Here is a 13972-nt window from a genome sequence, read left to right as displayed (position 1 = left end):
CTTCTGACGGACTCCAGCTCACAGATCTGCGACAGAACCCACAGTACGGGCCCTGCCTCCATTACCGCACTGTCCGGGGACGGATGCGGTCATCCCCAAGGACGACTGCTTACCTTTCCCGGTCCGGCGTAGGGAGTAGTGGTCCCCCGAGGTTACGTACGGGGTGACTCCTGGATTCCCTCAGCCGCCTTCCGGGAGAACGTCGGCTGTCTTCCTTTTGAGGCCCTCTGTCCCAGTACAGACGACCGGTGTTGCCGGATCGTTCCCCGGGGGGCTGGGGTCCATGCGGGTGTACCCCGTACCCTTGGGTTTTGTGTTCCGTAGCCGTGCCAAGGATGAGAAGGCCCCCGCCGACAAGGCGCCGGTGACCGACTCCAAGCAGACCCGTGACCCGCAGGCCCCGAAGGGCAGGCCCACGCCCAAGCGCAGTGAGGCCCAGTCCCAGCGGCGCAGCGTCGCCAACACGCCGACGACGCGCAAGGACGCCGCCAAGCGGCAGCGCGACGAGCGGCGCGCCGCCATGGAGCGGCAGCGCCAGGCTCTGGCCGGTGGCGACGAGCGCTACCTGCCGGCGCGGGACAGGGGTCCGGTCCGCAAGTTCGCGCGCGACTTCGTCGACGCCCGCTTCAACGTCGCCGAGTTCTTCCTGCCACTGGCCGTGGTCATCCTCGTGCTGAGCGTGGTGCGGGTGGCGTCGCTGCAGAACATCGCGCTGCTGCTGTGGCTCATCGTGATCGTCCTGATCGTGATCGACTCGATCTTCTCCGCCATCCGGCTGAGGAAGCGGCTCGCCGAACGCTTCAGCGGCCAGAACACGCGGGGCGCCGTCCCCTACGCGCTGATGCGCTCCCTCCAGATGCGCCGCCTCAGGCTGCCCAAGCCGCAGGTCAAGCGCGGAGAGCGGCCCTGAGCGCCGATTCCTTCTCGGGGCGGGCGGCTGATGCCTGGCTGAGCAAGCTGGGCGGACTGCGCGACGTCGTACGCCAGGAGCTGGTGGCCCGGCAGCTGGACGAGCAGATAGCCGGGCGGTTCCCGGTCGGGCAGCGGCTGCGGGTGCTGGACGTGGGCATGGGCCAGGGCACCCAGGCGCTGCGCCTGGCCCGCGCCGGGCACCGGATCACGGGGCTCGAGCAGGATCCGAAGATGATCTCCGTGGCCCGCGAGGCCCTGTCCGGCGAACCGGAGGGCATCCGGGAGCGCGTGCGGATCATCGAGGGCGACGGCCGGGACACCGGGGTGCACTTCCTGCCGGGCAGCTTCGACCTGGTGCTGTGCCACGGGGTGCTCATGTACGTCGAGGAGCCCGATGCGCTGGTGGCGGGGCTGGCCCGGATGCTCGCGCCCGGTGGCCTGCTGTCGCTGCTCGTGCGCAACGGGAACGCGCTGGCGATGCGGCCGGGGCTGTCCGGTGACTGGGCGGAGGCGCTGGTCGCGTTCGACGCGGCGACGTACCGGAACCGGCTCGGGCTCGTTGCGCGCGCGGACCGGCTGGAGACGCTGACCGCCACGCTCGCTGGCATCGGAGCGCCGCTGCACGCCTGGTACGGGGTGCGGGTCTTCACCGACACCGCGCCGGACGGGGCCCAGCTGCCCCCCGATGCCGAGACGCTGCTGGCGGTGGAGGAACGGGCCGGCAGGACGGACCCCTATCGAGGGGTCGCCGCGTTGCTGCATCTGTGCGGGGTGCGGGGCTGAGGACGGCTCGGGGCACCGCCGCCGTGGCCGGGCACCGCCGTTCGGGCGTATCGAGGAAGCGGAACGACCGCCCCGAATCGAGACTCGGGGCATGGACCCTTCCCGTACCCGTGTCCTCCGGCGGCCGTCGGCGCCGCTCCTGATCTGCGCTCTGGTGCTCCTGCTCGGCGGCTGTACCGGGTCCGGCCCGGCCGCCAGGAGGGAGACCCCGGCGAGCCCGGCGACCACTCGCGCCTCGGCGGGTGACGACCTGGAGCAGGAATACCAGAGGGTCATCAAGGACGTGCTGCCGTCCGTCGTGCAGATCCAGGCCGGCAACTCGCTGGGGTCCGGGGTGGTGTACGACGACAAAGGGCACATCGTCACCAACGCCCATGTGGTCGGGAACGAGAAGACGTTCCAGGTGACCACGGCCAACAGCGAGGCCACACACACGGCGTCCCTCGTGTACTCGTACCCGGCGCAGGATCTCGCCGTCGTCAAACTGGACAAGGTGCCGGCCGGGCTGAAGGCGGCCGCCTTCGGGGACTCGGCCAAGGTCGAGGTGGGGCAGATCGTGCTCGCCATGGGCTCGCCGCTCGGTCTGTCCTCGAGCGTGACGCAGGGGATCGTGTCGGCGACCGGACGGACCGTCAGCGAGGGAACGTCGGAGAGCGGTGGCACGGGTGCCACCATCGCGAACATGGTGCAGACCTCGGCGGCGATCAACCCGGGCAACAGCGGTGGCGCGCTCGTCGACCTGAACAGCCAGGTCATCGGCATCCCCACGCTCGCCGCGATCGATCCCGAGCTGGGAGGCGGCGCGGCACCCGGGATCGGATTCGCCATCCCGGCCTCCACGGTGAAGGCGATCGCCGACCAGATCATCAAGAGCGGCAGGGTGACCACCTCGGGGCGGGCCGCGCTCGGCATCACCGGCCGCACGGTGGTGAACGGCGGCCTGCAGCCGGTCGGAGTCGCGGTGGTCGACGTCAAGGGCGGCGGGCCGGCCGACAAGGCGGGGCTCCGGAGCGGGGACATCATCACCGGGTTGGGTGACACGGCGATCACCACGATCACGTCCCTCGCCGAAGCGCTCGCCGGTGACCGGCCGGGGCAGACGACGACGATCACGTACTCGCGGAACGGAAGCCGGAAGACGACCGACATCACCCTCGGCGAGCAGTAGCGGCCCCGGGCGAGGACCGTGCGGCCCTCGCCCGGGCGGCTACGCCTCGCTCGCGGCCCGTCCGCCGGCCGGGTGCCTCACTCGGCGTGCAGACTCATCGGCCCGTAGATCTCCGTCGTGTCCTCGAACAGCCGTACCTGGTCGGCGCCGCCGTCGCGCAGGTCCCGCCAGTGCTCCCCGATCCATGACTCGGCATCCCCCTGGGTGGTGAACTCCTCGGGCGCGACCGCGGGCTGGACCTCCGCCCCGTCGGCCTTCTCGAACCGCCACGTCCATGCCGCCATGTACGCCTCCCAGATATGAGCACATGCAGAGCAGAGGCCGGATCTTGGTCCGGCTGCTGCCATGAGCCTAGCCGGACGCGCAACACCTGCGAGGACCCGGGAAAATCGGGTGCGTGGAAGTGACGCTGCTCGGTACCGGTGCCCCCGCGGGACTGCCCCGCCCCGACTGTCCCTGTGCGGCCTGCGCGCGTGCGCTGGGTCCTGAGGCCCGCGCGGCTACCGCGGTGCTCGTGGACGGGACGCTGCTGCTGGATCTGACGCCGGGTGCGGCGTTCGCCGCCGCGCGCGCCGGGCAGTCGCTGTCGGGGGTCCGCCAGGTGCTGCTGACGCACCCTCACGAGGGGCCGCCCATCGAGGTGCCCGCGGGCCTGCCGCAGCCCGTACGGGTTCCGGACGGGCGGGAGTTGGCCCTGCTGACCGGGCACCGGGTGCGGGCCCTCGCGATGGACTCGCCGGGTACCGGCTACGTGGTGACCGGACCGGAAGGGCTGCGGCTGCTGTATCTGCCGCCGGGAGCGGCGCCGGCCGGCCTCGGGGAGCCGGCGGAGTCGTACGACATGGTGATCGCCGATGCCGTGGGACGGCCGGACGCGCTGGCGAAGCTGCGGGCGGTGGGGGCCCTCGGCCCGGCCACCGACGTCGTCGCCGTCCATCTCGACCATGACGTGCCGCCGGGAGCGGAGCAGCGGCGGCGGCTCGCGGCGGCGGGAGCACGGGCGGTGCCGGACGGGACCACGCTGGCCGTCGGCGCCTACGAGGACGTGCCGGAGGTGCCGCAGCGCACGCTCGTGCTGGGCGGGGCGCGCTCGGGCAAGTCGGTGGAGGCCGAGCGGCGCCTCGAGGCGTTCCCCGACGTGCTGTACGTGGCCACGGGCGGCTCACGGAACGGGGACACGGAGTGGGCGGCGCGGGTGGCCGCACATCGCGAGCGGCGGCCGGGGTCCTGGCGCACCGCCGAGACCTGCGACCTCGTGCCGCTGCTGAAGGACGAGGGGCCTCCGCTGCTGATCGACTGTCTGTCGCTGTGGCTGACCGACGCGATGGACACGGTGAACGCCTGGGACGACGCGGAGTGGGCGGGCGGTGGTGAACGGGCGCTGCGGGCGCGCGTCAGGGAGCTCACGAGGGCGGTGCGTGAGACCCGCCGGACGGTCGTCGCCGTCTCGAACGAGGTCGGCTCCGGCATCGTCCCGTCGACCGCGTCCGGCCGCCGCTACCGCGACGAACTCGGCCGTCTGAACGCGGCGTTCGCGGGCGAGTGCGAGCATGTGCTGCTGATCGTGGCCGGGCAGGCGCTGACGCTACGCGGCTGAGGCGCCGCTGCGCGCGATGATCCGGTAGGCGTTGGAGAAGCGGGTGCGCCGCAGCAGCGGGGCCAGCGCGTGGTCCAGAACCGTGGCAGTCGCCATCAGCGGTGCGGTGACCCCGACCAGGGCCGTGCGCAGCGTGCTCTCGACGCGCGACGGCGGTTCGGCCCGCCACGGGGCGTCCGGCGCCGGCACGACACGGGCCAGGACCAGCGCCAGGGCGCCCGCGATGTCGTACGGGGTGTGCGGCTCACGGCGGTCCGTGGCGACGATCGCGCAGCCCAGCGCCTCCAGTTCGGTCAGCAGGTTGGCCGCCGGCATCAGATGCAGATGGCGCGGCCGGCCGTACGGCACCCACCACTTTCCGAGGAGGGTGCCGAACGCGCTCTGGGGGTCGGGGACTTCGAGGAGCAGATGGCCGCCGGGGCGCAGCACTGTCAGGGCGGCGCGCAGTTCGGCACGCGGATCGGGGGTGTGCTCCAGATGGTGGAACATGCTGACGACGTCGTAGCGGGAACGCAGGCGTGCCAGCATCCGCGGATCGGTGAGATGCCCGCGGTGGGCCTCCTCGACGCGGCCGGCGGCCCGCGCCTGCTCGACGCGCCCGCTGGCGTCGAGGCCGTCGAAGGACGTGTACGGATGGACCTCCTTGGCCGCTTCCGGGAAGTGGCCGAGGCCCGTGCCGACGTCGAGCCAGCTCTCCGGCTCCGGGAAGGGCAGCATGGCGCGGGCCGCGGCCCGGTGGCGGCCCGCGCTGCCGCGGGCGGTGAGCAGACGGTCGGCGAGTCCGTCGAGTCCGGGGTGGCCGCCGTGGAAGTCGCGGTGATGGAAGGCGAGCCCCTCGGCGGTCAGCCGGGGGTTCTGGAAGGCGTGGCCGCAGTCCCGGCATTCGTCGACGACGAACGTGCCCGGCTCGCACCGCACGGGGTCCGGGGTGCGCAGCCGGATGTGCAGCCGCGTCGAACCGCACCACGGGCAGTCCTCGCGGCGCGGCTCGTGCAACCGCTCGGTCCCCCGGACGAGTTCACCGGCGGACTCGGCACCGGACTCGGCGGCCGGCTGCGGGGTGGCGGGCATGGGCGGCTCCTGTGGGCGGCGTGGACGGCATACGGCTGTGGCGACGCGAGAGGCCACGCGGGTCCACGACATTACGCCTCTAAACGGTACGTACGGGATACCACTCAGGGACGCAATGACGTGCCGTCGACGTGGCGCCTCCGCGTTCGATCGCTGCCGGTACTGTTCGGCCAATGAGCTCGCTTAATCTCGACGACTTCACCGACCTGATCGAGCGCCCCGACGGCGGGGTCCGCCGCGACGCGGAGGCGCGCCGGGAGCGTCAGATCGTGCCGCCCGGGGCGCTGGGCCGCCTCGACGAACTGGGTGAGTGGCTGGCGGCGGCGCAGGCCGCCGTACCGGTGCGGCCGATCGAGCGGCCGCGCGTGGTGCTGTTCGCGGGCGACCACGGGATCGCCGCGCTCGGCGTGTCCGCGCGCCCCGCAGGCAGCGCGGACCGGCTGGTGCGGGCGGTGCTGGAGGGCGGCAGCCCGGCGTCGATCCTGGCGCGGCAGCTGAACGTGCCCGTACGCGTGGTCGACATGGCACTCGACTGCGAGCCTGACGAACTGCCGGCCGAGGTCGTACGGCACCGGGTGCGGCGCGGCAGCGGGCGCATCGACGTCGAGGACGCGCTGACGCCCGAGGAGGCGGAGACGGCGTTCCGGGCGGGGGTCGCGGTCGCGGACGAGGAGGCGGACGCCGGTACCGATCTGGTGGTCCTCGGCGATGTGAGCGTCGGCGGGACGACCCCGGCGGCCGTACTGGTCGCCGCGCTGTGCGGGACGGACGCGTCGGTGGTGACCGGGCGCGGGGGCCTCGCCATCGACGACCTGGCCTGGATGCGAAAGTGCGCCGCCGTGCGTGACGCGCTGCGGCGGGCCCGGCCCGTGCTGGGCGACCAATTGCAGTTGCTGGCGGCGGTGGGCGGGGCCGATCTGGCCGCGATGACGGGCTTCCTGCTCCAGTGTGCCGTGCGCAAGACCCCGGTGATCCTGGACGGGGTCGTCTCGGCGGCGTGCGCGCTGGTCGCCCAGCGGGTCGCGTTCCGGGCGCCGGACTGGTGGCTGGCCGGGCAGAACAGCGGGGAGCCGGCGCAGGCGAAGGCGCTGGACCGGATGGCGCTGGAACCGCTGCTCGACCACGGGGTGACGGTCGGCGAGGGCACCGGCGCGCTGCTGGCGCTGCCGCTGGTCCAGGCGGCCGCGGCACTTTCGGCGGAACTTCCGGTCGAGCCGGAGCAGACCGACGGCGACGAGGACCAGGAGTAGAGGAGGGCCGGTCCTCCCACCCACGACCGGCGCATTCCGGCTCGTACCGATCCCCCACGCACCCGTAGGCGCCCCATATCATCGCCCTTCATGGGAGATGCCCGTTTTCATGCGGAACAGGAACGCACGATTCGGCCGGGGGACGGGGCGCGGCGGTCCGGTCCGGCCTCCCGGCGGGCCGCCGCGTTCGCCGTCTGGTATCTGCGCGCCGTCACCTTCATCAACTTCCTCTCCGCCGTATGGGTCTCTCTCGGGCAGGACGTGCGGCGGCACAACCAGCAGAACTTCTTCACCCCGTACCTGCTGACCGCCGGTTTCGCCTCCGGGGTGTTCACGATGTTCCTCGCCGTCACCATGCGCCGGCGCAAGCGGGCGGCGTGGATCCTCAACCTCGCGCTCAGCGGGCCGTTCCTGCTGCTGTTCGCCTTCGCCATGGCCTTCCCGGAGATCCGCCAGTACGCGCAGAACTGGGTCTCCCTGGTGCTCACGGCGGCCTTCGTGGGCTCGCTGCTCGCCGGACGGCGGGAGTTCTACGCCAAGGGCGACCGGTCCAATCCCCGGCTCGCCGCCGTGGTCGCCGTCGGCGGCCTGCTCGCCTCCTCGCTGCTCGCCGCCCTGCTGGTCACCGTCACCAACACCGCGCACGGGGCCCCTCGTTCGACCTTCCTGGAACGGTGGCGCTACGGCACCCTGCGGCTGGTCTCCGTCTCCGTCGACGGCACGCACTACCCCGGCATCTCCCCGCCCAACTGGGTCAACGTCGCCATCAACGTCTGCAGCACGCTGCTGGTCCTCGCCGTCCTGTACGCCGCCTTCCGCTCCCGGCGCGCCGTCGACGCGATCAGCGAGGACGACGAGAAGCGGCTGCGGGTACTGCTCGACCGGCACGGCGACCGCGACTCGCTCGGCTACTTCGCCCTGCGCCGGGAGAAGAGCGTGATCTGGTCGCCCACCGGCAAGGCGGCGGTCGCCTATCGCGTCGTCGGCGGGGTCTCGCTCGCCTCCGGCGACCCGATCGGCGACCCGGAGGCATGGCCCGGCGCCATCGAGCCCTGGCTCGCCGAGGCACGTGAGCACGGCTGGATCCCCGCCGTGATGGGCGCGAGCGAGGAGGCGGGGACCGTGTACGCGCGGCACGGAATGGACGCGCTCGAACTCGGTGACGAAGCGATCGTGGACGTCGCCGAGTTCACCCTCGAAGGACGTGCCATGCGCACCGTCCGCCAGGCCTACAACCGCGTGAAGCGGGCCGGTTACACGGTCCGCATCCGGCGCCACGCGGACATCCCCGCCGACGAGATGGCGTTCCTGCTGAAGAAGGCCGACGACTGGCGGGACGGGGCCACCGAGCGCGGGTTCAGCATGGCCCTGGGACGGCTCGGCGACCCCGAGGACGGGCAGTGCGTGATGCTCGAGTGCACGGACAGCCGAGCCGGCGAAGGGGCGGGCGAGTTGCGCGCCCTGCTGTCCTTCGTGCCGTGGGGGCCCCACGGTCTCTCGCTCGACCTGATGCGGCGTGACCGGGACTCCGAGAACGGGCTGATGGAGTTCATGGTCATCGAACTGCTGCAACGCGCCCGGGATATCGGGATCACCCAGGTATCGCTCAACTTCGCCATGTTCCGTTCCGTCTTCGAACGTGGTGCTCGCCTCGGTGCGGGACCGGTGCTGCGACTGTGGCGTTCGCTGCTCAGCTTCTTCTCACGCTGGTGGCAGATCGAGTCGCTGTACCGGGCCAACGCCAAGTACCGGCCCATCTGGGAGCCCCGGTTCCTGCTCTTCGAGAAGAGCGCGGACCTGCTGCGCATCGGCCTGGCCTCGGCCCGCGCCGAGGGGTTCCTGGAGGCTCCGGGACTGCCGAAGTGGGTGCACCGCAAGCACCTGCAGTCACACCGATGAGAGGCGCCGGACAGATGAGGACCGCCGGATGAACGCCCTCGCCCGCATGGCGCGGGCCGAGTGGGGACTGCTGTACGCGACCGTGCGGCAGGCCCTCGCGCGGCGGCGCCTGCGGGCGATCCCGATGACCTGGGTGGCCGTGTGCCTGACATCGCTGCTGCAGTTCGTGCAGAACCAGCCGTGGGGCTTCGGTCTCGTGCAGGACATCGGGTCCGTGCGAGCCGAGGATCCGCTGTGGGTGGCCCTGCTCCGCACTCCGTCCTCGCTCTTCGTCCCCGCCCTCGACCTGCCGGTCTGGGGCGCGCTGCTGCAGATCCTCATCGTGTTCGGGTTCGCCGAGATCTGCCTGGGCTGGTGGCGCACACTCGGCATCGCGTACGTCGCCACACTGGCCGGCACGCTGTACGCGCGCGTGGGCATCGCCCTCGGTCCGCACCATCCGCTGGGGCTGCCCGCGGCGGACGCCCGGGTCGTCGACACCGGTCCGTCCGCGGCGGTGATCGGGCTCGCTCTGTTCCTGTGCTGGCGCTACCGCGCGCACGTCACGTCGGGCGCGGTGATGGCGGCGATGACCGTGGAGCTCGTGGTGAAGGACAACCTGGCGGGCAAGGAACACATCGCCGCGATCGGCGCGGTCCTGACGCTGTGCGGGCTGTCGGCGCTGCGTTCAGGGACGGCGGCCGGGCAGCCGGGCCGGCTACGGATCGGGTTTGCCGCCGATCCAGTCCTGCAGTCTGCGGCTCGGGGCGGTCCAACGACGGTCGTGGCGGTACGCCCGCAGCCCGGCCCTGGCCCGGGTGTGCGGCCGCCGGCGGTAGAACCGCCTCGCCCATGGCGAGCCCGGTCGGGCCAGGCGGACGGCGCCGACCAGGGCGACCACCGGGACGATCACCCCGAAGATCGCGGTGCGGGCCTTGCCCTTGCTCAGGGCCAGCAGAGAGAGAAGGAAGTTCACGCCCACGGTCACGATGACGGTGCCGCGGTCCTGCAACTCGTCCTGGGAGAGGTTGTCGACGCCGAACGGCACGAAGCCGGCGAGGACCAGGGCGACCAAGGCCGCGGTGACCACGACGACCTCGACGCTCTGACGTCCCTGCTCGGTCCAGTAGACGTCCGCCAGGTGGAGGATCAGCGCGAACTCGTCCAGGACGAGGCCCGCGCCCACGCCGAAGACGGCCGCGAAGAGGCCGGAGCCCGGTCCCTGGCGGCCGGCCAGGGCGCCGAAGCCGCCGGCGACGGTCAGGACGACACCGGGCACGACATGGTGGATGTGCAGCCCGCCCGCCTCGACGTTGCCGAACGGTCCCTTGCCGGCGCGGATGAGGCGGGTGACGGTGCGGGTGATCACGAAGGTCAGCACAAAGGCGCTCAGCGCCAGCAGCAGGGGTAGTTTGCCCGGCTCAAGGATGTTGCGCTGCAGCCAGTGGCCCATGGGTGCAGTGTGCCCGCGGGCCGGGACCGCCGCCTGCTTGCGCGAGGCCGGGGGGTGACGCCTAGTCTGCGCCGGTGCTCAAGATCCCGCCGCTCCACGGCCTCCGCTTCGCCTTCGGTACTCTCACCGTCCTGCCCGTCCGGGTGACGCGCTGGGACCGGGACGCCGCGCGCGGCGGGATGGTGTGGGCGTCCCTCGTCGGACTCGTGGTCGGCGCGCTCGCGGGGCTGCTCGGCGCGGTGCTGGCCGTCGCGGGGGCCGGTTCGCTGCTCGCCGCCGTCTCCGCCGCCGCCGTACCGGCCGTGCTCACCCGGGGACTCCATCTGGACGGGCTCGCCGACACCGCCGACGGACTGGGCAGCGGGAAGCCCGCCGAGGAGGCGCTACGGATCATGAAGCAGTCGGACATCGGGCCGTTCGGTGTGGTCACGCTGGTCCTCGTCCTGCTGGCCCAGGTGGCGGCCCTCGCCGACGCGTACAGCGGCTCCTGGGCGCGGGGGGCGCTGGCCGCCGTCGTCTCGGCGACCGCCGCCCGGCTGGCGCTCACGCTGGCCGCGCGCCGCGGGATACCGGCCGCGCGGCCGGAAGGGCTGGGGGCCGCGGTCGCGGGAGTGGTCCCGGCCGGCGGCGCGCTGGCGATGGCCCTCACCGTCACCGCCGCGGCGGCCGCCGGGGGCGCGCTGTGGGGGGCGGACGGCGCCGTCCGTACGGCCGCCGCCGTAGTCATTGCCGTGGCCGCCGCGGAGTTGCTGCTGCGGCACTGCGTCCGTCGCTTCGGCGGCGTGACGGGCGATGTGTTCGGCGGGCTCGCGGAGACCGCGGCGACGACCGCGCTGGTGGTGCTGGCCCTGGGGTGACCTCCCCCGCCCGCCCTGCGGAGCCGCCGCCCGTGGTGCCGGCCCCGAGGGCCTCCGCGCGGACGGTGCGGCGGAGAAGGCGACGGCCTCCGTGATCCTGAGGGCCCGGTGCCCGCCGCCGTGGTTCAGCAGGGGCGCCGCCATGCCCCCAGTTCGTACTTCTTCAGCATCGAACTCAGCTTCAGCCGCCGGGATTCGGCGCAGAAACGCCCGGTGGGCAGCTCGTACTCGACGTGGAAGACGGCCTTGCCGGCGGCGGTGAACGGTTCCAGCCGTCCGCACTCGCCGTACTGGGCGCACTGCTCGTTGACCGCGAAGTCGAAGTCGCGTACCAGCCGGGGGATCTGGTCGAGGTCGTTCTTCAGGCCGACGGCCATCCCCCGCTCGTGGGCCAGTCTGGCCACGAGGCGGTTGTAGCGGAGCTGGTCGGAGGCCTTGAGGGGGAATCCGGTGTGGTTGCGGTAGCCGTCCATGTTGTCGGGCTCCACCGCGTCGAAGCCCTTCCTGCGGCACATGTCGAAGCGGTTCGCCATGAGGGGTTCCAGGACGTCGGTGCGGCGGATGTCGAACCAGCGCTCGCCCTTCCAGCCGTTGCCCTTGCCCAGCACGGACTTCGGGAACTTCTTGGCGTCCGGACGGAAGCCCTCCCAGGCACCGGTCGACACATAGCAGACGACCTTGCGGCCCTCGCGGTGCAGCGCGGTGACGGTCGCCCTCGAGTGGTCGAAGCCGTCGATGTCGTAGACCGGTACGTCGACGGAGGTGTCGAGGTGCCCGCTGAGCTGCCACTGCCAGGCGACACCGGGGCGCGGCTGCCAGCGGGCCCTGCCCGGCTCGCTGTCCTCGGTGACGGTGGTGCATCCGGCGAGCAGCAGGAGCAGGGCGACGAGCGGGATCGGACGCTTCACGGGGCAGGCTCTCCAGGGCGTGCGGCAACGTACCCCCAAGATGATCGCCGACGTCCCGGGCCCCGAGGCGCAGAACGCTCCGCGGACGCGTGGCCTGACCGGGCGTTCCGCGCCGCGCACACGGCCGCGCGGAACGCCGGACACGAGGGGTGCGGCCCGTACCGCGGGGAGCGCGTTCGGGACGTTGCGGGTGCGCCACCGAGAGATGAACACCGGGGGGCATGAGCGAACGCCGCACCCGAGCGTAGGCTCATGCTGGGTGTCCCTGCCCTGGTGAAGACCGAACGAATCGAGCGATCCGGGCCGGGGCCCGGGCCGGTCGACCCCATCCGTTCGGCCGAAACTCAATCGGAAGCGAGATTTCACCACCGTGACTGCTCTCACTCTCAGCACCGCCGCGGCGGCCGGCCAGCGGGCCGACGCAATCGTGGTCGGTGTCGCGAAGGGCGCGGAGGGCCCGGTCGTCGCACCGGGCGCCGAGGCCGTGGACCAGGCGTACGACGGCAAGCTCGCCGCCATACTGGAGACCCTGGGCGCCACGGGCGCCGAGGGCGAGGTGACGAAGCTGCCCGCGCCCTCCGGCTTCAAGGCGCCCGTCGTGGTGGCGGTGGGCCTCGGTGCCGACTCCGAAGACCCGGAGAACGCCGACGGCAAGGAGGCGTCCTTCGCCGCCGAGTCGCTGCGCCGCGCCGCCGGCTCCGCCACCCGTGCGCTCGCCGGTTCCAAGAAGGCCGTCTTCGCGCTGCCGATGACGGACGCCGACGCCGCCGCCGCCATCGGCGAGGGCGCTCTGCTCGGCGCGTACTCGTTCGACACGTACAAGGACAACGGCAAGAACGGGAAGAACGGCAAGGCCCCGCTCGGCGAGGTCGCCCTGCTCGGTGCCAAGCCCCGCGACAAGGCGTACAAGGCGGCCGTCGAGCGCGCCGTGGCCGTCGCCGAGGAGCTCAACCGCGCCCGCGACCTGATCAACACCCCGCCGAACGACCTGACCCCGGCCGCCTTCGCCGCCATCGCGCAGACCGCGGCCAAGGAGCACGGCCTCAAGGTGCAGGTGCTGGACGAGAAGGCACTGGCCAAGGGCGGATACGGCGGCATCCTCGGCGTCGGCGTGGGCTCGGCCTCCCCGCCGCGCCTCGTGAAGCTGTCGTACACGCACGCAAAGGCCGACAAGCACCTGGCCCTGGTCGGAAAGGGCATCACCTACGACTCGGGCGGCATCTCGCTCAAGCCGGCCGGCCACAACGAGACCATGAAGTGCGACATGAGCGGCGCCGCGGCCGTCTTCGCCACGGTCGTGGCCGCCGCCCGCCTGGGTCTCGAGGTCAACGTGACCGGCTGGCTCGCCCTCGCGGAGAACATGCCGTCCGGCTCGGCCACCCGCCCGGGTGACGTGCTGCGCATGTACAGCGGCAAGACCGTCGAGGTCCTCAACACGGACGCCGAGGGCCGGTTGGTCCTCGCCGACGCGCTGTGGGCGGCCTCCCAGGAGCAGCCCGACGCGATCGTGGACGTGGCGACCCTGACCGGCGCGATGGTGCTGGCGCTCGGCAGCCGCACCTTCGGGATCATGTCGAACGACGACGCGTTCCGCGCCGCGGTCCACGCGGTCGCCGAGGAGGTCGGCGAGGAGTCCTGGCCGATGCCGCTGCCGGAGCACCTGCGCAAGGGCATGGACTCCCCGACGGCCGACATCGCCAACATGGGCGAGCGGATGGGCGGCGGCCTGGTCGCCGGCCTGTTCCTGAAGGAGTTCATCGGCGACGGCATCGTCTGGGCCCACCTCGACATCGCCGGCCCGGCCTTCAACGAGCAGGGCCCCTTCGGCTACACCCCGAAGGGCGGCACCGGCTCGGCGGTGCGCACGCTGGTCCGGCTCGCGGAAGTGGCGGCTGCGGGCGATCTGGGCTGAACCGACCCGCGCATGAGGGCGGCCCCTGGCTCCTGCCGAGCCCGGGGCCGCCCTCATGGACGTACCGGCGTTACGCCCTCGACGAAATCCCTTCGGGCCACGCCGCCGCGACCTCCCGACGTGACGGATCAGACGCCCCACACCCGGGCCCGCCGCTTCCCGTGCCGCCGACAAGTGCGAAGA

Annotated in this window: 12 protein-coding genes and 1 pseudogene; 9 read left to right on the top strand and 4 right to left on the bottom strand. The window is 72.5% G+C overall.

All coding sequences use genetic code 11. The annotated features are described in order from the left end of the window. The first annotated feature begins 283 nt into the window (after window positions 1-283). The 3 genes from ABZ904_RS05725 (at window position 284) to ABZ904_RS05715 (ending at window position 2863) form a co-directional block, all read left to right on the top strand. The gene (locus ABZ904_RS05725; protein ID WP_359388936.1) at window positions 284-910 is read left to right on the top strand and encodes a DUF3043 domain-containing protein; all 627 of its coding nucleotides are present in this window, start codon (window positions 284-286) and stop codon (window positions 908-910) included. 83 nt (window positions 911-993) lie between these two features. Beyond that, window positions 994-1695 (top strand): methyltransferase domain-containing protein, encoded by a 702-nt coding sequence (locus ABZ904_RS05720; protein WP_359388933.1) that lies wholly within the window; start codon window positions 994-996, stop codon window positions 1693-1695. Between the two features lie 91 nt (window positions 1696-1786). Continuing rightward, entirely contained in the window at window positions 1787-2863 is a 1077-nt protein-coding gene (locus ABZ904_RS05715; protein WP_359388930.1) for a trypsin-like peptidase domain-containing protein, read from the top strand. A 77-nt stretch (window positions 2864-2940) separates the two neighbouring features. Here the strand turns inward: ABZ904_RS05715 and ABZ904_RS05710 are convergent, their stop codons facing one another. Then, the gene (locus ABZ904_RS05710) at window positions 2941-3147 is read right to left on the bottom strand and encodes a hypothetical protein (protein ID WP_359388927.1); all 207 of its coding nucleotides are present in this window, start codon (window positions 3145-3147) and stop codon (window positions 2941-2943) included. 113 nt (window positions 3148-3260) lie between these two features. Between ABZ904_RS05710 and ABZ904_RS05705 the strand changes: the two genes are divergently transcribed. Beyond that, window positions 3261-4460: a bifunctional adenosylcobinamide kinase/adenosylcobinamide-phosphate guanylyltransferase gene (locus tag ABZ904_RS05705; RefSeq protein WP_359388924.1), complete on the top strand. Its 1200-nt coding sequence runs from the start codon at window positions 3261-3263 to the stop codon at window positions 4458-4460. Here the strand turns inward: ABZ904_RS05705 and ABZ904_RS05700 are convergent. Continuing rightward, window positions 4449-5531, bottom strand: coding sequence for a class I SAM-dependent methyltransferase (locus tag ABZ904_RS05700; RefSeq protein ID WP_359388921.1), 1083 nt, complete (start codon window positions 5529-5531; stop codon window positions 4449-4451). The genes ABZ904_RS05705 and ABZ904_RS05700 overlap by 12 nt on opposite strands. Before the next feature lie 173 nt (window positions 5532-5704). On the opposite strand from ABZ904_RS05700, the gene cobT reads away from it, so the two are divergent. The 3 genes and pseudogenes from cobT to ABZ904_RS05685 all read left to right on the top strand — a co-directional run. Then, window positions 5705-6781: a nicotinate-nucleotide--dimethylbenzimidazole phosphoribosyltransferase gene (cobT, locus tag ABZ904_RS05695; RefSeq protein ID WP_360989076.1), complete on the top strand. Its 1077-nt coding sequence runs from the start codon at window positions 5705-5707 to the stop codon at window positions 6779-6781. A 90-nt stretch (window positions 6782-6871) separates the two neighbouring features. Then, window positions 6872-8680 carry a phosphatidylglycerol lysyltransferase domain-containing protein gene (locus tag ABZ904_RS05690; RefSeq protein WP_359388914.1) on the top strand — a complete coding sequence of 603 codons (1809 nt, stop codon included), beginning with the start codon at window positions 6872-6874 and terminating at the stop codon, window positions 8678-8680. A 28-nt stretch (window positions 8681-8708) separates the two neighbouring features. Beyond that, a pseudogene (locus ABZ904_RS05685) lies at window positions 8709-9347 on the top strand (hypothetical protein); the annotation flags it as partial. Window positions 9348-9377: 30 nt separating this feature from the next. Here ABZ904_RS05685 and ABZ904_RS05680 read toward each other — a convergent pair. After that, the gene (locus ABZ904_RS05680) at window positions 9378-10112 is read right to left on the bottom strand and encodes a hypothetical protein (RefSeq protein WP_359389518.1); all 735 of its coding nucleotides are present in this window, start codon (window positions 10110-10112) and stop codon (window positions 9378-9380) included. A 74-nt stretch (window positions 10113-10186) separates the two neighbouring features. On the opposite strand from ABZ904_RS05680, the gene ABZ904_RS05675 reads away from it, so the two are divergent. Further along, window positions 10187-10969: an adenosylcobinamide-GDP ribazoletransferase gene (locus tag ABZ904_RS05675; RefSeq protein WP_359388911.1), complete on the top strand. Its 783-nt coding sequence runs from the start codon at window positions 10187-10189 to the stop codon at window positions 10967-10969. Between the two features lie 125 nt (window positions 10970-11094). On the opposite strand, the gene ABZ904_RS05670 is transcribed toward ABZ904_RS05675, so the two are convergent. Then, entirely contained in the window at window positions 11095-11877 is a 783-nt protein-coding gene (locus ABZ904_RS05670; RefSeq protein ID WP_359388908.1) for an endo alpha-1,4 polygalactosaminidase, read from the bottom strand. Window positions 11878-12247: 370 nt separating this feature from the next. Here ABZ904_RS05670 and ABZ904_RS05665 point away from each other — a divergent pair, with 370 nt between their 5' ends. After that, window positions 12248-13789, top strand: a complete 1542-nt coding sequence (locus ABZ904_RS05665) for a leucyl aminopeptidase (RefSeq protein ID WP_359388905.1) — start codon at window positions 12248-12250, stop codon at window positions 13787-13789. The last annotated feature ends 183 nt before the right edge of the window (window positions 13790-13972 follow it).

This window comes from Streptomyces sp. NPDC046900 (assembly GCF_040644975.1).
Taxonomy (GTDB): Bacteria; Actinomycetota; Actinomycetes; order Streptomycetales; family Streptomycetaceae; genus Streptomyces.
This window is presented reverse-complemented; position numbering and strand designations above follow the sequence as displayed.

Bases quoted from the DNA above. Each gene is read 5' to 3' on its own strand.
- ABZ904_RS05725 (WP_359388936.1), top strand. From the start codon at position 284: ATGCGGGTGTACCCCGTACCCTTGGGTTTTGTGTTCCGTAGCCGTGCC.
- ABZ904_RS05715 (WP_359388930.1), top strand. From the start codon at position 1,787: ATGGACCCTTCCCGTACCCGTGTCCTCCGGCGGCCGTCGGCGCCGCTC.
- ABZ904_RS05710 (WP_359388927.1), bottom strand. From the start codon at position 3,147: ATGGCGGCATGGACGTGGCGGTTCGAGAAGGCCGACGGGGCGGAGGTC.
- ABZ904_RS05700 (WP_359388921.1), bottom strand. From the start codon at position 5,531: ATGCCCGCCACCCCGCAGCCGGCCGCCGAGTCCGGTGCCGAGTCCGCC.
- cobT (WP_360989076.1), top strand. From the start codon at position 5,705: ATGAGCTCGCTTAATCTCGACGACTTCACCGACCTGATCGAGCGCCCC.
- ABZ904_RS05690 (WP_359388914.1), top strand. From the start codon at position 6,872: ATGGGAGATGCCCGTTTTCATGCGGAACAGGAACGCACGATTCGGCCG.
- ABZ904_RS05680 (WP_359389518.1), bottom strand. From the start codon at position 10,112: ATGGGCCACTGGCTGCAGCGCAACATCCTTGAGCCGGGCAAACTACCC.